This window comes from Yersinia antarctica, from assembly GCF_056636475.1.
The window spans coordinates 3,756,656-3,777,495 of the sequence record NZ_JBSJQF010000001.1; the positions used below are offsets into that span (position 1 = coordinate 3,756,656).

Consider the following 20,840-nt stretch of genomic DNA (forward strand, 5'->3'; position numbering starts at 1 on the left):
AAACTAAATCACTTTTTACTTTTTGGACTGCCTCTACTTGTTGCAGTGCTAATGGAACCAAAACATCATGCGTACTAGCCAATATCTGCTCTCCACTCTAAAGGAGACACCTGCCGATGCTGAAGTGATCAGTCACCAACTGATGCTTCGTGCCGGGATGATCCGTAAACTGGCATCAGGTCTTTATACCTGGTTACCGACCGGAGTTAGGGTGTTGAAGAAAGTCGAAAACATCGTGCGCGAAGAAATGAATAACGCCGGTGCTATTGAGGTTTCAATGCCCGTCGTACAACCGGCTGATTTGTGGCAGGAGAGTGGTCGCTGGGAACAGTATGGTCCTGAGCTATTGCGTTTTGTCGATCGCGGCGAACGCCCTTTTGTGCTCGGTCCAACTCATGAAGAAGTAATTACTGACCTGATTCGCGGTGAGATCAACTCTTACAAACAGTTGCCGCTGAATTTTTTCCAAATCCAGACTAAGTTTCGTGATGAAGTTCGCCCACGTTTCGGCGTGATGCGTGCTCGCGAGTTCCTGATGAAAGATGCTTACTCTTTCCATACCACTCAGGAATCGTTGCAGGAAACTTACGACGCGATGTATGCGGCCTACAGTAAGATTTTCTCTCGTATGGATCTGAATTTCCGTGCAGTTCTGGCAGATACCGGTTCAATTGGTGGCAGTGCATCGCATGAATTCCAAGTGCTGGCCGAGAGTGGCGAAGACGACATTGTGTTCTCAACCGGTTCTGATTATGCCGCTAATATTGAGTTTGCTGAAGCAGTGGCTCCTGGTGAACCACGGGCTAGCGCCACGGAAGAGCTGCGTATCATTGATACCCCGAATGCAAAAACCATCGCTGAATTGGTCGAGCAGTTCAACCTTCCAATAGTGAAAACAGTGAAAACCTTATTGGTGCATGCTCACGAAGAGAGTGGTCACAAGCTGGTTGCGTTGCTGGTTCGCGGTGATCATGAACTCAATGAGATTAAAGCAGAGAAACTGCTACAAGTCGCCAAACCACTGACCTTTGCCAGCGAAGAAGAGATTCGTGCAGTGATTGGCGCAGGTCCAGGGTCATTAGGCCCGGTTAATTTGCAGTTGCCAATCGTGATTGACCGCAGTGTGGCAGCGATGAGTGATTTTGGTGCTGGCGCGAATATCGACGGCAAACACTACTTTGGTATTAATTGGGAGCGTGACTTACCGCTGCCACAAATTGCCGATTTACGTAATGTGGTTGAAGGCGATATCAGCCCTGATGGCAAAGGCACATTACTTATCAAGCGTGGTATTGAAGTCGGTCATATCTTCCAGCTAGGCACTAAATACTCGGAAGCGATGAAAGCCACGGTTCAGGGCGAAGATGGCCGTAACCAAGTGATGACCATGGGTTGTTACGGTATTGGCGTATCCCGTGTAGTAGCAGCGGCCATTGAGCAGAATCATGACGACCGTGGCATTATTTGGCCGGATGCGATTGCACCGTTCCAGGTAGCCATTTTGCCAATGAATATGCACAAATCTTTCCGCGTGAAAGAGTTGGCGGAAGAGCTGTATGCCACTCTGCGTTCCCATGGTATTGACGTGATTCTCGATGACCGCAAAGAACGCCCAGGCGTGATGTTTGCCGATATGGAGCTGATTGGCGTGCCACACAATATCGTGATTGGTGACCGCAATCTCGACAGCGAAGAGGTGGAATATAAAAACCGCCGTATTGGTGAGAAGCAGATGATTAAAACCAGCGAAATCATTGAGTTCCTGCTGGGCCAAATCAAGCGCTAATTGAGCCTAAGTAAACCGCTGAGCCGCTGGATAGTTAACTCACTACCAGCGGCTTTTTATTGCAGCAACGGATAGATTCTATTTACTGCCGCAACTCTTACTGGCATTAAACTTAATGTTATCAGCCGGAATCAGCGTTTTGTCTGATTGCCCTTCTTCCATCGATGGCCGCACATCAAAATGGCCATTAAGGGTTAAAAATACCGGTTCACCGACCTTTTTACGGGCTTTTAAATATCCGGTTTCCAGTGCAATATTATTCTCGACTGGGAAGGTTCGGCCGGTAGCACAATCGGTAAATACGGCAGCATCAGCAAAATACTTATACATACCGCTCAACGGCATCGGCGTTTTGGGTAACGGCTGATCACTCGGGGTAAGCTGATAATTCAATGCTGACTGAATCGCCAATCCTTGTTGGTCGAGCATCACCAGATTTTTACCTACCGGCCGAAAGTAGCGTTTCTCCCCTTGTCCGTTAGTAAGTACCAACTTATCAGCAGTACGCGCCCACTGACCGTATTCAGCAAAGGTTTGATCGCTCTCGTTGTTATCGCCAGCATGAGCAGTGCCACGATAAATTTCCTTCAGGATAAAAGTCCCATCGCTATCAAGGAACAGTGAGGTATCCAAACCACTGCAATCCGCGCAGGGTAATACGCCCTGATAGCTTTGCTGCATAGGTTGTAAAGCCTGTTCAACCGGTTGATGTCGATTGTTGCAACCTAATAATGACAGTGCACCTACTGCCAAAAATAGCGTTATTGTTAATTTTTTCACAGTCATTCTCCCATACTGTGTCCGATATATAAGGAATGAAGCCACATTAGTCACAATGTATAAATCACAGGCTAAATAATGGCATCACTCCTGATGTATTTTGCCGCGCAGTGCTTTGGTCGCACCTTTGCGGACTTTGCCCTCGACTCGCCTTATTTTTGAGCCTTTGGTCGGTTTTGTCGCCCGACGAGCCTTTTCTACCACCATTGCCTGATGGATTAATGCCACCAGCCGCGCCAATGCCGCTTCGCGGTTCATATCTTGGCTGCGGTATTCTTGCGCTTTGATGATAACGACACCCTCTGCCGTCATCAAATGGCTATTTAGCAATAATAACCTTTCTTTATAGTACTCTGGCAGGCTTGAAGCCTTAATGTCAAAGCGCAAATGAATGGCAGTTGAGGTTTTATTGACGTGCTGTCCCCCCGCGCCCTGCGCCCGGATCGCCGTCAGCTCAATCTCACTGTCAGGTAGACTGACATAATTAGATATAATCAGCACGCTTATTGCCCGTCGCCTTGCCATTCATCAAAACTAATTTCCAGATTATTCTGAGCATCCGACAACCAAATAGTTCCCTCTTGCAACGTAGCCTGTAACGACATATTACGATTCGCAAGTGCCGCCAACTTGGCCATCTGTTCATCACCCAAGAAGCGCACCCGCAAATTACGGTGCCCGGATAACTTATCTCGGGCTTGTGGCCACCACACCTTGGCGGCGCGTTCACTGTAGGCATACAGCACCACTTGCTGTGACTGATTACAGGCTTTACGCAGACGTTTCTCCTCTGGTAACCCCAGCTCAACCCACAATTCAATACCGTTATGGTCATTATGACGCCAAATCTCCGGCTCATCGTCAGCGCTCAGACCTTTAGTAAACTGCAAACGCTCATCAGCATGGCAGATCCATGCGAGTAACCTCAGCATCATACGTTGGTCAGTTTCGGAGGGGTGCTGCGCGATAGTCAGGTTAACATCCTGAAAAAAATTACGATCCATATCCGCAATGTTAACAGCAGCTTTATGGATGGTTGCTTTTAGTGCCATGGGTGACCTCTTAATTATCTGGCAGACAGTGTACTTGATCCAGTCTGCCAGCAGCCAGCCAACCCTGCATAAAGAGAACGATTAGTGGCATCAATGCGAAAAAGAAACCTTGTGCCACACTCTAATATCTCTATCACTCCTGTGCTATAGTCCTTATAAGTTCAGAGTTTATCTTCGTAGGTTGACAGTGTGTCGCTTCCGCTGAGAATCTACTGGGTTAAACTTTTCCAGGAGGATTACTGTGCAGCAATACTGTGAATTAGTACGCCGTTTTTATGCCCAAATTGGAAGTGGCGATCTGGGTTACGTACCAGACGCATTGCGCTGTGTATTGAAAGCATTGGACGAAGTTGCGGCTAACGACGCACTACCGTCCTCCGTTAGAGAACAGGCGGCCTTTGCCGCCGCTAACTTATTGGTGAGCGATTATGTCGATGAGTGAAGAGTATCAACCCATCAATTGTGATGACTACGATAATCTAGAGCTCGCCTGCCAACATCACCTGATACTGACGTTGAAGTTGAGAGGCGGTGAGATCGTAGAAGGTAAAGCCAGCGATCTGCTGCTGAGAAAAAAGGTCGAATACCTGATTATCGAGCAAGAAGGAACAATGCGCGAGTTGCGTCTGGACTATATTGCCAGCTTCAGTCACCCCGAGATAGGGACTGTTGTGGTGAGTGCATCATAGCTTCATCCCATTATATTGATGACGGGCCGCTGAAGAGTGGCCCGTTTTGCATTCAGGGCAGACCAAACCGAATCAAGGTTTTAAACTGGCATAGTAAGCCGCCAAATCAGAGAAATCCTCGTCGGTTAAAGGCACAACATAAGCCTGCATCACTCCAGCTTGCCCACCAGTACGCTCTCCTTTTTTATACGCTTTTAATGATTGTTCTAAATACATGGCATTTTGCCCAGCCAGATTAGGATACATCGGCACCGAAACCTTACCTTGTGCACCATGACAAGCCACACAACTGGCAGACTTAACTCGCCCCGCTTCGATATCATTTTTTGCCAACGCCGAGAAACTACTCAATCCCCATAACATCATTATACTGACGACTAATTTCATCATTGCTCCTCAAAATAGACTGTTCTGCGTGTTGTTATTTTATTATTCCGCGTTGGTCCAATTTAGGTACCAACAAGGTTCGCCTTCTTTTGCCTGGCCTGCCTGAGCCACAAACACTCCAGCCGCAGCAATTAATTGTTCGCCAAAGTAGAGTAGCGGAATACGCTCCCGTTGCCACGGCGGTACCCCCAACTCTTGCCAAATCTTTTTGCTATGGCGCGAATGATGCCGCCCGACAATCTTGATATCACCTTGTAAACCGAAACGGATGCTGATTACCTCGCCGGTTGCCGCAGCCCTGACCGCTTGCCCCCCTTCAGTAATAAAACTCAATACCCCCAGATTGGCAGGTAGAATCAAAGGGCCAGGGGGGATTGCGACATGATTAGGCCCAGCCTCAATGTTGGCCCAAGGTAGATGCCGTATATTTATTTCAGCCAGCGGTGGCAATAGATATAAATATTGCCGGAAGCGGCGAACCTGATGTGCCCCCAAAGTAAGCTGAGGCTCTGCATCTTGCCTTGCCATAGCAACTTCTAACCACAAACGTTGCAGTTGGTTTTGCGATGGCATCACTGCTCCCCATCTAGCCAGCCAACGGCGTAATATCGCCCCCCGTTTGGCTTCTGAGGCCAGTAATAACCCCTCAATAGAAAGCGCGCCATCCAGACTTTGCAGTTGTTGCAGATTATCTGCCAACAACTCATCCAATAATTGTTCCTGCTCAGCGCACAGACTTGCACTGCGCGCCGTCGCTTGAGCAAAATGCGGCCAGCGCTGATGAAGCAGAGGCAACACATTTAATCGCAAGAAGTTACGATCGAAACGATGGTCCTGATTGCTGTCATCTTCAATCCACCGTAGTTGTTGTGCTTGAGCATAGTTCTCAAGCGTTGCGCGGGAAAAGGCCAACAATGGTCGCAACAACTGGCTATGGGCAAACGGCATTCTGCCTGCCATTGAGGACAGCCCCGCCGGACCACTGCCCCGCTTAAGTGCCAGTAAGAAGGTTTCACACTGGTCATCCAGATGTTGAGCCGTAAGTAGCACTTCATTGGCAGCTAAATGTGAGGAAAATGCCTGATAGCGAGCCGTTCTGGCGGCAGCCTCTATTCCATTGTGTCGCGGATCAATCTTCACTCGCACTACTTCAAGTGGAACTTCCCATTGATCACACTGCTGCTGGCAATGTTTTACCCAACTGTCTGCCAATGGGTTTAATCCGTGATGAATATGAATCGCACGAACTTTCAGCTCAGGGAGCAATTGTTGGCGCAGGCTAACCAATAAATGCAGTAATACACTGGAATCCAACCCACCACTGAACCCCACCAGCACATGGCGATGATCACCCAATTGTGCGAACAAAGGATTGAGTAACACATTAGGCATAAAGGTGGCTGAGTTCATGTCATTCCAGCGTTATTTCGTATAGCTCCAGAGGTAAACCATCTGGATCAGTAAAGAAAGTAAAACGTGATTGGGTATAGGGATCAATGCGAACCGCTTCGCAAATCACACCGGTAGCCCCCAGTTCACTGACTGCCTGCTCAATATTATCAACCTGAAAAGCCAGGTGACGTAAACCACAAGCCTCTGGGCGGCTAGGCCGTGTTGACGAGGAGGGAAAAGAAAACAACTCGATAGTATAAGTATATTGCCCATTTAAGGCTAAATCAGCTTTCCATGAGTCGCGTTCTTCACGATAGACCTCGCTTATCAAGCTGAACCCCAGCACCTCACAGTAGAATTTTTTACTGACCTGATAATCTGAGCCAATGATTGCAATATGATGTATCTGACGTATTGCTAACATGTATTACTCCAGTTTAATCATTTGTCTTCAGCACATTGACCCAATAGCGACCATCATCATCACGTTTAGCTCCGTGAATGTCGGTTTCAAACCCAGGATAATGCGCGCCAATTGCACACAGCATCAGCAGGAAGTCCAAGACTGCGCGGCTCTCTTCACTGATCATTTCACCTGGCATAACCAACGGTACCCCCGGTGGGTAAGGCAGGATCATGTTGGCCACGACTTTGCCTATCAAATCACGCATTTCGCAGGCTGCTATATTACCGCGAATCTGCTGTTGGAACATGTCATACGGCGTGAGTTTCATCTCTGGCAGTACATCAAAAGACTGACGCATCAAACGGGGCAAGTCGTGTTTACGGATCAATTGGTGGATACCGGCGGCCAACTCCTGAATGCGCATATGGCGGTAAAAATCGGGATCTTCAGCAAACAGATCCGGCAGCATATTTTTAACCCGCAAGTTAAGATCATAAGCGCGTTTAAATTCAGTGAGGCCGCGTAATAAGCTCATCGACTTGGTTTTATCAATGCCAATACTGAACAGGAACAGTAAATTATATGGCCCGGTTTTCTCTACCACAATGCCGCGTTCATCGAGAAATTTAGCGACTAATGCCGCAGGGATCCCTTCGTCTTCAAGTTCCCCCTCACTGCTCATACCCGGCGTCAGGATGGTCACTTTGATCGGATCCAGATACATATGGTCTGCATCCGCATTACTAAAGCCATGCCATTTTTGCCCCGGTTGCAACGGCCAACAGGCTATTTCGTCAATATCTTCTGGCTGCCAGACATCAAAGAACCAGTTGTCACTTTGTGAACGTAAACGGCGAACTTCTTTGCGAAAATGCATCGCACGCTCAATGGAGCGCATAATCATGCGCCTGCCCGGTTTACCACGCATCATTGCTGCGGCAGTTTCCATTGATGCCACAATGCCGTAATTCGGAGAGGTGGTGGTATGCATCATATAAGCTTCGTTAAAAGTGCCTTCATTGTAATCACCTTTAATATGAATCATCGAAGCTTGAGAGAATGCGGCCAACAATTTATGTGTCGATTGCGTTTCATAGAAAACTTTACCCGCAATCCGTTCCCCGCTCATGCCACTTTTCCCTTCATAAATCTCATGGAAATTGGTATAAGGCACCCAGGCGGAATCAAAGTGAATTGAAGGGACGTCCAGTGTCTGCTTAATATAATCAGTATTATAGAGCAGCCCATCATAGGTTGAGTTCGTTATCACCGCATGCACTGGCCAGCTGGCATTCTTGGTTTGTGCAATTTTCTCAGTAATAGATTCGCGCGTAAATTCGTGCTGCGGGATGCCGCCCAAAATACCGTAAGCATTACGGGCCGGGCGCAAATATAGCGGAATGATATTGGTCATCATCAAAAGATGTGTCAGAGACTTATGACAATTACGGTCAATCAATACCGTACTGCCCGAAGGGGACGAATACATGCCAATGATTTTATTTGCCGTTGATGTCCCGTTCGTCACCATATAACTCTGCTCAGCATTGAAAGTACGGGCAATATACTCTTCGGCTTCCAGATGCGGGCCACTGTGGTCTAATAGTGATCCGAGTTCAGTCACTGAAATCGACACATCAGCCTTGAGGGTATTAGCACCAAAGAAATCATAGAATAAGCTGCCTACCGGGCTTTTTTGAAATGCCGTCCCCGCCATATGCCCCGGCGTACAGAAGGTATATTTCCCTTCTTTGACGTAATTAAATAACGCCTTGGTTAGCGGCGGAGTGATGCTATCCATATACTCAGCGGTATATTGTTCAATATGCTGGGCAATATCATCTGCCGCATTTAACGTATATTCAAAGAAATAAAGAGCCATGCGCATTTCATTCAAACTGACATCCAATGAGGAGGTCGTATTGATAAATGCGTAAAGTGGGAGATATTCGTTCAGATCATTAATTTCAGTGCAAAGCTCATTACTGTGCTGGTCCCAATCGAAAATCACACCAATAATCCGCGCATTATGCTCGATCAGTTTAAGCAGATCACCACGATCCTGAGGGTAGATCAACTGAAAACCTTTAGCCAGCAGGGCATCGTTTAACTCACGAATAGGTTCATCTTTGTAGTAAACCCCCATCGGCCCCATGATTGCGATGATATTCATCGGTGAATCCTCATATTGTTCGCCAATTACCTATAACAACATGAAATTAAATTTTTGCCAAAATTATTATGGGGTTAGATATTATGACTCAGAATCTATAAGTAAAAAATCCGGCTCATAATATATGAGCCGGATTTCAATATTTCTCTGCGATGCCCAATAAATCGGGCATGCTTAATCAGCAATAACCGTAATTCATCAGACGCTGATAACGACGATTCAATAATTCTTCGTCATTCAAAACATCCAGATCACTAAGATCAGCCAACAGTTGCGCCTTCAAAGCAGCAGCAATAGTGATGTAATCACGGTGTGCGCCGCCTAAAGGTTCAGGGATAACCGAGTCAATCATCTTTAATTCTTTCAGACGATGAGCCGTAATACCCATGGCCTCTGCGGCTAACGGTGCTTTATCAGCACTTTTCCACAGAATAGATGCACAGCCCTCTGGGGAGATAACGGAATAGGTGCTGTATTGCAGCATATTCACTTTATCGCCAACACCAATGGCTAATGCGCCGCCTGAGCCACCTTCACCAATAACGGTACAAACGATAGGAACACTCAGGCGTGACATCTCACGCAGGTTACGTGCGATGGCTTCAGATTGACCACGCTCTTCTGCGCCAACACCAGGATATGCCCCCGGTGTATCAATGAAAGTAATGATTGGCAGCTTAAAGCGCTCAGCCATCTCCATCAGACGCAGTGCCTTACGATAACCTTCAGGCGCTGGCATACCAAAGTTACGGCGAATTTTTTCTTTGGTTTCACGGCCTTTTTGATGACCAATGATCATCACCGGGCGACCATCCAGACGAGCAATACCACCGACAATAGCTTTGTCGTCGGCATAAGCGCGATCACCCGCCAGTTCTTCGAAATCAGTAAAGATATTAGCGATATAATCCAGGGTATAAGGACGACGAGGGTGGCGTGCCAGTTGGGCAATCTGCCATGCGCCGAGGTCCGAGAAAATTTTCCGCGTCAGCTCAACACTTTTCTCACGCAGACGCTGGACCTCTTCATCCAGATTAATATCTAATTTTTCGTCTTGACGGCTGACTGCAGTCAGCGAGTCAATTTTCGCTTCCAGCTCTGCAATCGGCTGTTCAAAATCAAGAAAATTCAGACTCATAGCATTCCTATTTTAGTCAAATTCCAGTTCCACCTGCTCATTACCTACCAGCGTTCGCAAATCTATCAATAAGCGATCGGTGGGCGTCACGCGCCATGTGGCTCCAAACCGCAGCCGGGCGCGAGCATCTTCCCGTTGGTAATAAAGATGCACTGGGATCGTCCCCGCTCGATGGGGTTCCAACGACTGACGGAGACGGTTCAAAAGCTGGTCATCAATTTGCCTGTCGGTCAGCGATATAGCAAGCCCACGGGCATATTTTTCACGAGCTTCACTGATGTCCATTAACTCACGGGCGGTCATTTTAAGTCCACCACTAAAGTCATCAAAGCTGACCTGTCCAGTGGCTATCAGGATACGGTCTTTTTCCAATAAATGCTGATATTTTTCCAATGCATCGGTGAATAGCATCACCTCCAGACGCCCGGAGCGGTCATCCAAAGTACAAATACCAATGCGATTCCCGCGTTTTGTTACCATAACCCTTGCAGCGATTACCAGCCCTACCGCAGTGGTCATTTTGCCCCGATCCGTCGGATGCATATCTTTCAAACGCAGCCCGCCAGCATAACGTTCGATTTCCTTTAGATATTGAGTAATCGGGTGGCCGGTTAGGTATAACCCCAGCGTTTCCCGCTCACCGTCTAAAACAATTTGTTCCTGCCACCGCGGCACATTAGCATAAGATTGCTCAACCTGCTCAGGTGCATCAGCCAATACGCCAAACATATCGGCCTGACCAATGGCCTCTGCTTTCGCATGTTGGTCTGCGGCTTTTAACGCTTCGCCTAAGGAGCTCATTAATGCGGCACGGTGCGGTCCCAAACGGTCAAAAGCACCGGACATGATTAACTTTTCTAATATCCGCCGATTCAGCTTTTTCGTATCGACGCGGGCACATAAATCAAACAAATCTTTGAAGTGACCGCCCTCTTTACGCGCCTCCAGTATCGCGTCGATCGGCGCCTCACCAACCCCCTTGATAGCACCAATCCCGTAAACAATTTCACCCTCATCATTTACATGGAAGTGATACAGGCCACTGTTAATTTCTGGTGGCAGAATCTTCAGCCCCATACGCCAACATTCATCAACCAGGCCAACGACTTTATCGGTGTTATCCATATCGGCGGTCATTACCGCAGCCATAAATTCAGCCGGATAATGTGCTTTTAACCACAACGTCTGGTAGGACACCAAAGCATAAGCAGCGGAGTGAGATTTGTTAAAACCATAACCGGCAAACTTCTCTACCAAGTCAAAGATTTTTATCGCCAATTCACCGTCAACGCCCTGACTTTTGGCCCCATCTTCGAATACCGAACGCTGTTTTGCCATCTCTGCTGGGTTTTTCTTACCCATAGCTCGACGCAACATATCCGCGCCGCCAAGGGAGTAACCAGACAGAACCTGCGCAATCTGCATAACCTGTTCCTGATACAGGATGATGCCATAGGTCGGCTCCAGTACAGGCTTCAGGGATTCATGTTGCCATTCGATATCAGGATAGGACAGTGCTTCACGACCATGTTTACGGTCAATAAAGTTATCTACCATCCCTGATTGCAGCGGACCGGGGCGGAATAATGCCACCAGAGCTATCATATCCTCGAAGCAGTCTGGCTTCAGCCGCTTGATAAGATCCTTCATACCTCGGGATTCAAGCTGGAATACTGCTGTCGTTTCCGAACGTTGCAGCATATCGAAGCTTTGCTTATCTTCCAGCGGAATAGAGGCGATATCTATCGGTTCTAGCCCAGTTTTGGCGCGCTTGGCATTGATCATCTCCAGCGCCCAATTAATGATAGTTAGCGTACGCAAACCGAGGAAGTCGAACTTCACCAGACCGGCATATTCCACATCATTTTTATCGAACTGAGTAACCGGGTTTTTGCCTTCCGCATCACAATATAGCGGTGCAAAATCAGTAATTTTGGTCGGAGCAATAACCACCCCACCGGCGTGTTTCCCAGCGTTACGTGTTACCCCCTCCAGCTTACGCGCCATATCAATCAGCGCCCTAACCTCTTCATCGGCTTCATAAATTTCAGGAAGTTGCGGTTCAGCGGCAAAGGCTTTTTCCAGCGTCATTCCAGGATCTGGTGGCACCAATTTTGAGATACGATCGACAAAACCATAAGGGTGGCCCAGCACGCGACCCACATCGCGGATAACCGCTTTGGCAGCCATCGTACCGAAGGTAATAATCTGAGAAACTGCATCGCGGCCATACATTTCGGCCACATGTTCAATCACCAGATCACGTTTCTCCATACAGAAGTCAACGTCGAAGTCGGGCATTGATACACGTTCAGGGTTGAGAAAACGTTCGAACAGCAGGTCAAATTCCAGCGGATCCAGATCGGTAATCTTGAGCGCATATGCCACCAGAGAGCCTGCACCTGAGCCTCGCCCTGGCCCTACCGGAACACCATTATCTTTAGACCACTGGATAAATTCCATTACTATCAAGAAGTAACCAGGGAATCCCATCTGGTTGATAACTTTTAGCTCAATATCGAGCCGCTCGTCATACTCTGGCCGTTTTTGCGCCCGCACTTGCGAGTCGGGGAAGAGGAATTCCAACCGTTCTTCCAAACCTTGCTTTGATTTTTCTACCAAAAAATCTTCCGTGCTCATCTCACCGGTAGGGAACTGCGGTAGAAAGTATTCCCCAAGGCGGATGGTGACGTTACAACGTTTGGCTATTTCAACACTGTTGAGCAGCGCTTCAGGAATATCCGCGAACAGCTCACACATCTGTTCTTCATCGCGCATAAACTGCTGAGGACTATAATTTTTAGGCCGCTTAGGATCAACCAATGTAAAACCGTCATGAATAGCAACGCGGATCTCATGGGCGTCAAAGTCAGACTCAACGATAAAACGCACATCATTGGTCGCAACAACGGGCAGGCCGCGCTCAGTCGCTAGCGCGACTGCCGCATGAAGATAGTTCTCTTCGTCTGGCCGACCGGTACGGATTAGCTCCAAATAGTAACTGTCAGGGAAATGCTCTTGATAAAACTCAAGACACTGATCAACCTGAGTCTGATTACCGCGCAGCATAAACTTGCCGACATCCCCCATCCGGCCACCGGATAGCAGAATCAGTCCCTCTTTATGCTTGATCAGCCAATCGCGATCAATTATCGGACCAGCTGCGCCATAACCACGTTGATAAGCTTCGGAGATCAATAAGGTAAGGTTTTGATAACCTTCATTATTGCGTGCCAACACAGTAAGGTGAGCCAACTCATCACCCAAGATTTCACTTTGCACGTAGAAATCTGCGCCAATGATGGGTTTAATCCCAGCACCGTGGGCGCTACCGTAGAATTTCACCAAACCACAAAGGTTAGTGAAGTCAGTAATGGCCAGAGCGGGCATACCTAATGCAGCAGCTCTCTTCACCAAGGGTCCAATCTTGGCTAATCCATCGATCATGGAGTAATCGCTGTGAACACGCAGGTGGACAAAACGAGGTTCGGCCATATCCAGATACCAGAAATTAGTGGATTGAATCACACCCGCAGAACAGAGTGTCTGAGGGCATCATAACTATGAGTGTCTTTCAGCGACAATACCGGCTTATATCAGCCCTAGCACGCGCTTAACCGGGCCAAAGCTGCGCCGATGGTGCTCAGTTGCGCCTAGTGCTGCCAGCCGCTCCAGGTGGAATGCTGTCGGGTAGCCTTTGTGCTGCGCAAAACCATACTCGGGGAAAATGAGATCCAGTTCAGTCATTTCACGATCACGGGTCACTTTAGCCAGAATAGAGGCGGCACTGATCTCTGCAACTCGGCTGTCCCCTTTTACAACGGCTAATGACGGCATCGCCAGTTTTGGACAGCGATTACCATCAATCAACACATAATCGGGTGTGATATGTAATCTTGCTACCGCTCTTTGCATTGCCAGCATTGTTGCATGCAATATATTTAGGTGATCAATCTCTTCTGGCTCAGCGCGACCAAGGCTCCAGGACAGGGCCTTATCCGTAATTTCGTCATAAAGTGACAGACGCCGCTTCTCACTCAGTTTTTTCGAGTCTGCCAAACCGACAATTGGCCGTGTCGGATCGAGAATAACCGCCGCAGTGACAACAGCCCCCACTAATGGGCCACGGCCAACTTCATCCACACCGGCAATCAAATTCGCCTGCGGGTATATAAAAATATCTGTCATCGACCTGCTAACTCCAATACCGCCTGTGCTGCCTGTTCATCCGCGCCACAACGGATGCTCTGATGCAAAATCAGGAAACGTTCTTTTAACGCCTCAACTGCATCACCACCTTGTAATAGCGGTAACAATGCATCGGCTAATGTTTGTGGTTGGCACTCTTGCTGCAACAATTCTGTCACCAGCTCTTCGCCTGCCAACAGATTCGGTAATGAGACATAAGGTGTTTTAACTAATCGTTCTGCTAACCAGAAAGTGAAGGGTTTCATACGATAACCTACCACCATGGGGCATTTAGCCAACATGCATTCCAACGCCGCAGTACCCGAGGCGAGCAAGGTAGCATCACTGGCAATCATCGCCACCCGGGCATTGCCATCTAATAAATGGACGGATAAGTCAGGGGCAATTTCAGCTTTAATTCGTTCGAACTGCTCACGACGCTTGCTGTTAACCAATGGAACCAGCACTTCCAGCTCAGGCAGCTGTTGCCTCAAGATGGCAGCAGTACGCAGAAAGTCGGCACTGAGCATTTCCACTTCTGAATGGCGACTACCCGGCAACAGGGCCAGACATGGCGCATGTAGCGCAATCCCCAATTCTGTTCTTGCCGCTTGCTTATCAGGGATTAAAGGCATGGCATCAGCCATGGTATGACCAATAAAGCGACATGGAACATTGAAACGATCGTAAAACGCTTTTTCAAAAGGAAGAAAAGCCAACACCATATCGGTCGCTTTACCAATTTTGAAAACGCGTTTTTGTCGCCAGGCCCAAACAGAGGGGCTGACATAATGAATGGTTCGGATGCCACGCTGTTTCAAACGCCCTTCGAGGGTGATATTGAAATCAGGCGCATCGATACCCACGAAAACATCTGGGGAGAGTTCACTAAAGCGTTGGGTCAGATCTTTGCGGATCTTGAGTAACCGTGGCAAGCGTTCTAATACTTCAACAACGCCCATCACTGCCAACTCTTCCATCTCATACCAGGCTTCACATCCCTCAGCTTGCATCAACGGCCCAGCAACACCAACAAAGCGGGCATCGGGAACCTGAGCTTTCAGCGCACGAATCAACCCAGCGCCTAAGATGTCGCCAGAAGTTTCTCCGGCGACTAAACCGATAGTTAAAGGACGCCCGGTATTCGACGGACAATCAACAGCTAATGGGCTATTTTGCATAAGTTAGCGAATAATGCCGCGAGTAGAGCGCGCAAAGAAATCACTGAATGCCTTAACCGCCGGAACCTGCTCCGCCAATTCGGCAATTTCTGGTTTCACTTCATCCAGCGTCCGACCACTGCGGTACAACAACTTGTAAGCATTACGGATCGCATGAAGTGATTCTTTGTCAAAACCGCGACGTTTTAACCCTTCAATATTGATACCAAATGGTGTTGCATGGTTGCCCTGAGCAATGACATAAGGAGGCACATCCTGAGCAACGCCTGAACAACCGCCCACCATCACATGCGCACCAATCACGCAGAATTGATGGATAGCCGTCATTCCGCCAATGATGGCAAAATCGTCAATTTCCACATGACCACCCAAAGTTGCATTGTTCGCAAGAATGCAACGATCACCAATGATACAGTCATGGGCGATATGGGCATTAATCATCAGCAAATTGTCGCTGCCTACTTTAGTTAATCCACCACCTTGGACCGTACCACGGTGGATAGATACGCTTTCACGGATACGGTTACGCGAACCGATCTCAACGCGAGTAGGCTCGCCTGCATATTTCAGATCCTGATTCGCCTCACCAATGGAGGCAAATTGGTAAATCTGATTGTCACAGCCAATCTTGGTTACACCATTAACGACGACATGGGATTTCAGTTCCGTGCCAGCGCCAATTTCCACCTGAGATCCGACAAAGCAGAAGGGGCCAATACGAACGCCGGCACCAATAATGGCACCTTCTTCGACGATAGAACTTGGATGGATAATGGCGGTTTTGTCAATCACGTATCAGGACTCCTTAACTGCGGGTTCGACAACAACAGACTTTGCAACAACAGCTTCTGCTGGTGGGGTTACTGGTCTGCTACGAGCACACATCATCGTGGCAGTACAGACGATTTCACCATCGACTTTCGCAACACCAGTAAAACGGGTCAGACCACGGCGTTCTTTAACGAACTGAACTTCCATGATCATTTGATCACCAGGCACTACCGGACGTTTGAAGCGAGCTTCATCAATGCCAGCAAAATAATAAAGTTCACCCGGCTCAAGTTTACCGCGGCTTTTAAATGCCAAGATACCGGTCGCCTGCGCCATCGCCTCTAAAATCAGCACGCCTGGGAAGATAGGTTTACCCGGGAAATGGCCTTGGAAAAATGGCTCGTTGAAAGAGACGTTCTTCACTGCACGCAGAAATTTTCCTTCTTCGAAATCAAGGACACGATCTACCAGCAAGAACGGAAAACGGTGCGGGAGTAGATCCAAAATCTCTTCAATATGCAGAGTATGAGTGTCAGTAGTCAAAATACTCTTCCTGTCTAAAAAACTAATGCTATCAACAACACGGCCTGCACTGCCCCAAAAGGGAGGCATTAGGCAGGCCGCAAATTAGGAACTCTGTATACCCTTCGAACTTGACGCAACAACGGCGTAACTGCACGTATTTACCTGAATCACTTGACACATAAGTTCATCAAGATTGATTTATTTTGTCAGGCTGCGACACCAATTTCTTTAAGTATCTACTTTTGGCATCACTTGCCAATAAGCTTAATTATTGACTCAGAGTATCAGTCTTGAGTGACTACTCTTTATCGATTTTACGCTCAATAGCTTTTAAGCGTTTATTAATTCCATCGATATTCATCACTAAAGCAGCGGTCTTGCGCCAAACTTTATTTGGTTGTAACGGAATGCCGGAGGAGTATAACCCAGGTTCAGTGATTGGGCGCATCACCATTCCCATTCCGGTGATGGTGACTTTGTCACAAATCTCCATATGACCATTGATCACACTCGCGCCGCCTATCATACAATATCGGCCAACTTTCAGACTGCCTGCCATGATAACACCACCCGCAACCGCGGTATTGTCGCCAATCACAACGTTATGTGCAATCTGACATTGGTTATCAATGATGACGCCATTACCAATAATGGTATTATCTAGTGCACCACGGTCAATCGTGGTACAAGCGCCAATCTCAACACGGTCACCAATATGCACTGAACCGAGCTGTGGAATTTTTATCCAATTACCACGATCATTTGCATAACCAAAACCATCTGCACCAATGACCGTACCGGATTGAATCAAGCAGTTCTGCCCAATAACAACTTCATGATAAACGGAAACATTGGCCCACAAACGGCTACCAGCACCAATGTGAGTATTCTTGCCAATAAAGCAGCCAGCACCGATAACCACATTATCGCCTAGCACAACACCGGACTCTATCACTGCATTTGCACCGATAGAAACCGTCTCTCCCAACGTTACCAGTGGAGCGATAACTGCACTCGGTGCAATATCCTGGGCCGGTTGAGGTGTGGTATCCATTATCTGAGCCATACGTGCATAGGTTAAATACGGATTTTTAACCACTAGAGCTGCAGATTTACAGAAAGGTAAGTCAGCCTCAGTCAATACCACCGCACCTGCATTACAAGTAGCGAGTTGTTCTTGATAGCGACTATTTGACAAAAACGTGATTTGCGAAGGCTCGGCGGAATGCATAGAAGCGATGCCGGTGATGACGAGATCGCCATCACCGTACACCTGTGCATCCAACTGCTGAGCTAAATCAGCCAGTCGAATTGAAGGCATGTTTTATTTAACCTGTTTCAGCACGTCAGCAGTGATATCTTTAGAAGGGTCTGCATATGCAACAGCATTTGCATCAATCACCACATCATAACCACCTTTGCTAGCAACAGATTTAACAGCATCCTGAATACGGCTCAGAATTTTGTTACGCTCTTCCATCTGACGACGGCGATTATCTTGCTCAAAAGCCTGGGCTTTAGTAGAGAAAGTTTCACGCTGTTTCATTACGTCGCTTTCCAGCTTGGTACGATCACTGGCTTTCATGGTAGAACCGTCACGTTGCAGCTTCTGCATTTTAGTTTGCAGGTCGCGCTCCATTCCTTGCAGTTCGGTTGCACGGCCTTTGAATTCATTCTCCAGCTGCTTAGCTACGGTTTCACGCGCAGGTAATTGTTGGAAAATGCTGGAAACGTTAACAATAGCAATCTTGTCAGCGGCTTGAACGCTGGCAGAAGCTGCCAATGCTAAACCAAGACCTGCGGCACACAACCACTTTTTCACTATAAACTCCTTACCATTACCCGTTTGTGTCAGAGACACCTTGAAGTGCACTTAATACTGAATAGTGCCTAAAATAGCGCCAAACTCACTAGCGCTACCTTAGGTTATTTCAACTACCAGTGCTGTCTTTAAAATTCAGAACTACTTTGCCAATCAATTACCAAGTCTTACCAATGTTAAACTGGAATTGCTCTGACTTATCACCTTCGTAATCTTTAACCGGTTTAGCATATGAGAACACTAATGGACCCAATGGCGACATCCATTGTAATGACACACCGGCAGACACACGAATATTACTCGCCTTACTGTAATCAGGTACACCAGCAGCACGCGTCAGTGCGGTATTTTCCCAGTTAGTATCCCATACAGTACCTGAGTCAATGAAGAAGGAGGTCCGTACAGAGTTTGAGTATTTTTCACTGATAAACGGCGTCGGTGTAATCAGTTCTAAACTGGCCACCGCCATCGCGTTACCACCAACCGCATCGGTTGAATCTCTGATGGTCCCATTAGCATTATAGTATGCCGCTTTAGGACCGATATTATTTGATCGGAAACCACGGACAGTACTGGAACCACCGGCATAGAAGTTCTCATAGAATGGCATCTCTTTCGAACCGATACCGTCGCCATAACCCAAGCGACCACGGCCTAAGAGCACCCATGAATGATCTTCATCTAACGGTTGGTAAGCAGATGTATCGAAAGTGATTTTATAGAACTCGTTATCAGAGCCAGGTACCGTCACTTTGGTATTAACTGATGATTTAACCCCTGACGTTGGGAAGAAACCACGGTCAAGGTTGTTATAAGTCCAACCCAGATTCAGTGTGAAGTCATCCGCGGTGAAGCTGGCACGATCAGTCAGATTAGGATCTTGACCAACAGAGTCAAGATATCGCCACATCGCGACTTGTGGTTCCATGTCAGACAGGGAGTTATGGACGTAACCTAAACCAACCCGTAATGAGTTATTCTCATTAATTGGGAAGCCTAAAGTACCGTCAATACCATAACTGCTGTTGGTATAGCCAGACAGGTCTGCGTTATCTGCTTTAAAATCATTATAGAAGATACGCCCGCCCAGACTTACACCATCAACGGTGAAGTAAGGGTCAGTTAAGGTAAATTCAGCATAAGTCTGATAGTCGTTCTTCGTACCATTAATACCGACGGTATTACCAGTACCCAACCAGTTATCTTGCTGAACCCCAACCTGGAAGCTGACACCACTTTCTGTGCCGTAACCAATACCAAAGTTTAAACTACCGGTATTGCGTTCCTTGACTTTATAAGTGACATCGACCTGATCAGCAGTTCCTGGAACACGTTGAGTTTCAACATCAACGGTTTCGAAATAGCCCAGACGGTTTAAACGTTCTTTGCCCGCTTCGACCTGATCATTACCCAACCATGCACCTTCCATCTGGCGCATTTCACGGCGCAATACGGAGTCTTTACTGGTGTCATTACCTTCGAAACGAACATTGCGGACATAGAAACGGTTACCCGCATCTACGTTGATATGCAGTTTGACTGTTTTATCAGCATCGTTAATTTCTGGTTGAGAGACCACACGCGGATAAGCATAGCCATAGCGGCCCAACATCTTCTTGATGTCTTCTTCAATGCGTGTGACTTTACTGCCGTTAAACAATTCACCCGGTTCAATCGCTGCCAGCTTATCCGCTTCAGATTGATGCCCTGCAAGATTACCGCTCACAACAACGCTATTAAGCTTGTATTGATCGCCTTCGGTAATGTTGATGGTGATATAGATGCCTTTTTTATCTGGCGTCAAACTCACCTGAGTAGAATCGATATTAAATCGGGCGTAACCGCGATCTAAGTAGAAGCTGCGCAAGATTTCGAGATCACCGGCTAGCTTCTGCTTCTGATATTTACGATCACCAACCACGTTCCACCATGGCACTTCATCACGCAATTGGAAGCGTGAGATAAGCTCATCAGTTGTGAAACTGTGGTTACCTACGATGTTAATCTGCTGAATTTTTGCAGAGACACCTTCGGTAAAGACCAGTTTGATATCAACACGATTACGCGGTAGCGGTGTAACAACAGCCTTCACTGAAGCGCTGTATTTACCCACACTGTAATAGAAGTCTTCGAGTCCTTTTTCAATGCTGGATATAGTGGTACGGTCCAGGGCTTCGCCAACCCGGACGCCAGAGGCTTCCAGATTCTGCTTAAGCATGTCATCTTTCACCGCTTTGTTACCGGAGAAAGTGATGCTGGCAATCGTTGGGCGTTCTTTGACTTGAACAATCAGCGTATCACCATCGCGCAGGACACGAACGTCCTCGAAGTTGCCTGTAGCAAACAACGCACGGATAGTTTTACCGATGTCATCATCACTGACGGTATCGCCTACGCGAACCGGCATATTAAGTAACGCCGCACCGACGGCGACCCGTTGCAGGCCTTCGAAATGAATATCTTTCACTACGAACCCGTCTGCACCGTATACGGTGGCGCTGCCAAACAGCAGCGACGCTATGAGCAACTTTTTCATCGCCATCGTTGTTA

General features: G+C 47.6%; 19 protein-coding genes. 3 read left to right on the forward strand and 16 right to left on the reverse strand.

Annotated elements, in window-relative coordinates:
• The first annotated feature begins 67 nt into the window (after positions 1 to 67).
• Positions 68 to 1,786, forward strand: a complete 1,719-nt coding sequence (gene proS, locus ACWJJO_RS17455; RefSeq protein ID WP_083162962.1) for a proline--tRNA ligase — start codon at positions 68 to 70, stop codon at positions 1,784 to 1,786.
• Positions 1,787 to 1,864: 78 nt separating this feature from the next.
• Here proS and nlpE read toward each other — a convergent pair whose 3' ends face one another.
• The 3 genes from nlpE to ACWJJO_RS17470 form a co-directional block, all read right to left on the reverse strand.
• Complete coding sequence (gene nlpE / locus ACWJJO_RS17460) at positions 1,865 to 2,566, reverse strand: envelope stress response activation lipoprotein NlpE (RefSeq protein ID WP_193784790.1); 702 nt, start codon at positions 2,564 to 2,566, stop codon at positions 1,865 to 1,867.
• Between the two features lie 84 nt (positions 2,567 to 2,650).
• Positions 2,651 to 3,067: an alternative ribosome rescue aminoacyl-tRNA hydrolase ArfB gene (arfB, locus tag ACWJJO_RS17465; protein ID WP_083162958.1), complete on the reverse strand. Its 417-nt coding sequence runs from the start codon at positions 3,065 to 3,067 to the stop codon at positions 2,651 to 2,653.
• A 2-nt stretch (positions 3,068 to 3,069) separates the two neighbouring features.
• Positions 3,070 to 3,618, reverse strand: coding sequence for a YaeQ family protein (locus ACWJJO_RS17470; RefSeq protein WP_083162956.1), 549 nt, complete (start codon positions 3,616 to 3,618; stop codon positions 3,070 to 3,072).
• Positions 3,619 to 3,859: 241 nt separating this feature from the next.
• Here ACWJJO_RS17470 and ACWJJO_RS17475 point away from each other — a divergent pair, with 241 nt between their 5' ends.
• Together ACWJJO_RS17475 and rof are read left to right on the forward strand one after the other, a co-directional pair.
• Positions 3,860 to 4,060 carry a YaeP family protein gene (locus ACWJJO_RS17475; protein ID WP_005185672.1) on the forward strand — a complete coding sequence of 67 codons (201 nt, stop codon included), beginning with the start codon at positions 3,860 to 3,862 and terminating at the stop codon, positions 4,058 to 4,060.
• Positions 4,047 to 4,307, forward strand: a complete 261-nt coding sequence (gene rof / locus ACWJJO_RS17480) for a Rho-binding antiterminator (protein ID WP_083162954.1) — start codon at positions 4,047 to 4,049, stop codon at positions 4,305 to 4,307. Before ACWJJO_RS17475 ends, rof begins: the two co-directional genes overlap by 14 nt.
• A gap of 72 nt (positions 4,308 to 4,379) precedes the next feature.
• Here rof and ACWJJO_RS17485 read toward each other — a convergent pair whose 3' ends face one another.
• The 13 genes from ACWJJO_RS17485 to bamA form a co-directional block, all read right to left on the reverse strand.
• Positions 4,380 to 4,697 (reverse strand): c-type cytochrome, encoded by a 318-nt coding sequence (locus tag ACWJJO_RS17485; protein WP_083162952.1) that lies wholly within the window; start codon positions 4,695 to 4,697, stop codon positions 4,380 to 4,382.
• A 39-nt stretch (positions 4,698 to 4,736) separates the two neighbouring features.
• Positions 4,737 to 6,104: a tRNA lysidine(34) synthetase TilS gene (gene tilS / locus ACWJJO_RS17490; protein WP_442820579.1), complete on the reverse strand. Its 1,368-nt coding sequence runs from the start codon at positions 6,102 to 6,104 to the stop codon at positions 4,737 to 4,739.
• Between the two features lies 1 nt (position 6,105).
• Positions 6,106 to 6,510 (reverse strand): VOC family protein, encoded by a 405-nt coding sequence (locus tag ACWJJO_RS17495; RefSeq protein WP_481091301.1) that lies wholly within the window; start codon positions 6,508 to 6,510, stop codon positions 6,106 to 6,108.
• Positions 6,511 to 6,523: 13 nt separating this feature from the next.
• Positions 6,524 to 8,665 carry a lysine decarboxylase LdcC gene (locus tag ACWJJO_RS17500; RefSeq protein WP_481091302.1) on the reverse strand — a complete coding sequence of 714 codons (2,142 nt, stop codon included), beginning with the start codon at positions 8,663 to 8,665 and terminating at the stop codon, positions 6,524 to 6,526.
• Positions 8,666 to 8,843: 178 nt separating this feature from the next.
• The gene (gene accA / locus ACWJJO_RS17505) at positions 8,844 to 9,803 is read right to left on the reverse strand and encodes an acetyl-CoA carboxylase carboxyl transferase subunit alpha (RefSeq protein WP_083162942.1); all 960 of its coding nucleotides are present in this window, start codon (positions 9,801 to 9,803) and stop codon (positions 8,844 to 8,846) included.
• Between the two features lie 12 nt (positions 9,804 to 9,815).
• On the reverse strand, positions 9,816 to 13,298 hold the full coding sequence (gene dnaE, locus ACWJJO_RS17510) for a DNA polymerase III subunit alpha (RefSeq protein WP_083162940.1): 3,483 nt from the start codon (positions 13,296 to 13,298) through the stop codon (positions 9,816 to 9,818).
• A gap of 96 nt (positions 13,299 to 13,394) precedes the next feature.
• Positions 13,395 to 13,991, reverse strand: coding sequence for a ribonuclease HII (gene rnhB, locus ACWJJO_RS17515; RefSeq protein ID WP_481091303.1), 597 nt, complete (start codon positions 13,989 to 13,991; stop codon positions 13,395 to 13,397).
• Positions 13,988 to 15,172 (reverse strand): lipid-A-disaccharide synthase, encoded by a 1,185-nt coding sequence (gene lpxB, locus ACWJJO_RS17520; RefSeq protein ID WP_083162937.1) that lies wholly within the window; start codon positions 15,170 to 15,172, stop codon positions 13,988 to 13,990. Before lpxB ends, rnhB begins: the two co-directional genes overlap by 4 nt.
• Before the next feature lie 3 nt (positions 15,173 to 15,175).
• Positions 15,176 to 15,964: an acyl-ACP--UDP-N-acetylglucosamine O-acyltransferase gene (gene lpxA, locus ACWJJO_RS17525; protein ID WP_083162935.1), complete on the reverse strand. Its 789-nt coding sequence runs from the start codon at positions 15,962 to 15,964 to the stop codon at positions 15,176 to 15,178.
• A gap of 3 nt (positions 15,965 to 15,967) precedes the next feature.
• Positions 15,968 to 16,486: a 3-hydroxyacyl-ACP dehydratase FabZ gene (gene fabZ, locus ACWJJO_RS17530; RefSeq protein ID WP_083164110.1), complete on the reverse strand. Its 519-nt coding sequence runs from the start codon at positions 16,484 to 16,486 to the stop codon at positions 15,968 to 15,970.
• A gap of 280 nt (positions 16,487 to 16,766) precedes the next feature.
• Positions 16,767 to 17,789, reverse strand: a complete 1,023-nt coding sequence (lpxD, locus tag ACWJJO_RS17535) for a UDP-3-O-(3-hydroxymyristoyl)glucosamine N-acyltransferase (RefSeq protein ID WP_420072797.1) — start codon at positions 17,787 to 17,789, stop codon at positions 16,767 to 16,769.
• Positions 17,790 to 17,792: 3 nt separating this feature from the next.
• Positions 17,793 to 18,290, reverse strand: a complete 498-nt coding sequence (skp, locus tag ACWJJO_RS17540; RefSeq protein ID WP_032820361.1) for a molecular chaperone Skp — start codon at positions 18,288 to 18,290, stop codon at positions 17,793 to 17,795.
• A gap of 157 nt (positions 18,291 to 18,447) precedes the next feature.
• A complete protein-coding gene (gene bamA / locus ACWJJO_RS17545; RefSeq protein ID WP_083162931.1) occupies positions 18,448 to 20,832 on the reverse strand; it encodes an outer membrane protein assembly factor BamA in 2,385 nt (794 codons plus the stop codon).
• Positions 20,833 to 20,840: the final 8 nt, after the last annotated feature.

What these genes read in the sequence shown, in the direction of transcription:
- proS (WP_083162962.1), top strand. Translation starts at nt 68, where the DNA reads ATGCGTACTAGCCAATATCTGCTCTCCACTCTAAAGGAGACACCTGCC.
- ACWJJO_RS17470 (WP_083162956.1), bottom strand. Translation starts at nt 3,618, where the DNA reads ATGGCACTAAAAGCAACCATCCATAAAGCTGCTGTTAACATTGCGGAT.
- rof (WP_083162954.1), top strand. Translation starts at nt 4,047, where the DNA reads ATGTCGATGAGTGAAGAGTATCAACCCATCAATTGTGATGACTACGAT.
- ACWJJO_RS17485 (WP_083162952.1), bottom strand. Translation starts at nt 4,697, where the DNA reads ATGATGAAATTAGTCGTCAGTATAATGATGTTATGGGGATTGAGTAGT.
- tilS (WP_442820579.1), bottom strand. Translation starts at nt 6,104, where the DNA reads ATGAACTCAGCCACCTTTATGCCTAATGTGTTACTCAATCCTTTGTTC.
- ACWJJO_RS17495 (WP_481091301.1), bottom strand. Translation starts at nt 6,510, where the DNA reads ATGTTAGCAATACGTCAGATACATCATATTGCAATCATTGGCTCAGAT.
- ACWJJO_RS17500 (WP_481091302.1), bottom strand. Translation starts at nt 8,665, where the DNA reads ATGAATATCATCGCAATCATGGGGCCGATGGGGGTTTACTACAAAGAT.
- accA (WP_083162942.1), bottom strand. Translation starts at nt 9,803, where the DNA reads ATGAGTCTGAATTTTCTTGATTTTGAACAGCCGATTGCAGAGCTGGAA.
- dnaE (WP_083162940.1), bottom strand. Translation starts at nt 13,298, where the DNA reads ATGGCCGAACCTCGTTTTGTCCACCTGCGTGTTCACAGCGATTACTCC.
- rnhB (WP_481091303.1), bottom strand. Translation starts at nt 13,991, where the DNA reads ATGACAGATATTTTTATATACCCGCAGGCGAATTTGATTGCCGGTGTG.
- lpxB (WP_083162937.1), bottom strand. Translation starts at nt 15,172, where the DNA reads ATGCAAAATAGCCCATTAGCTGTTGATTGTCCGTCGAATACCGGGCGT.
- lpxD (WP_420072797.1), bottom strand. Translation starts at nt 17,789, where the DNA reads ATGCCTTCAATTCGACTGGCTGATTTAGCTCAGCAGTTGGATGCACAG.
- bamA (WP_083162931.1), bottom strand. Translation starts at nt 20,832, where the DNA reads ATGGCGATGAAAAAGTTGCTCATAGCGTCGCTGCTGTTTGGCAGCGCC.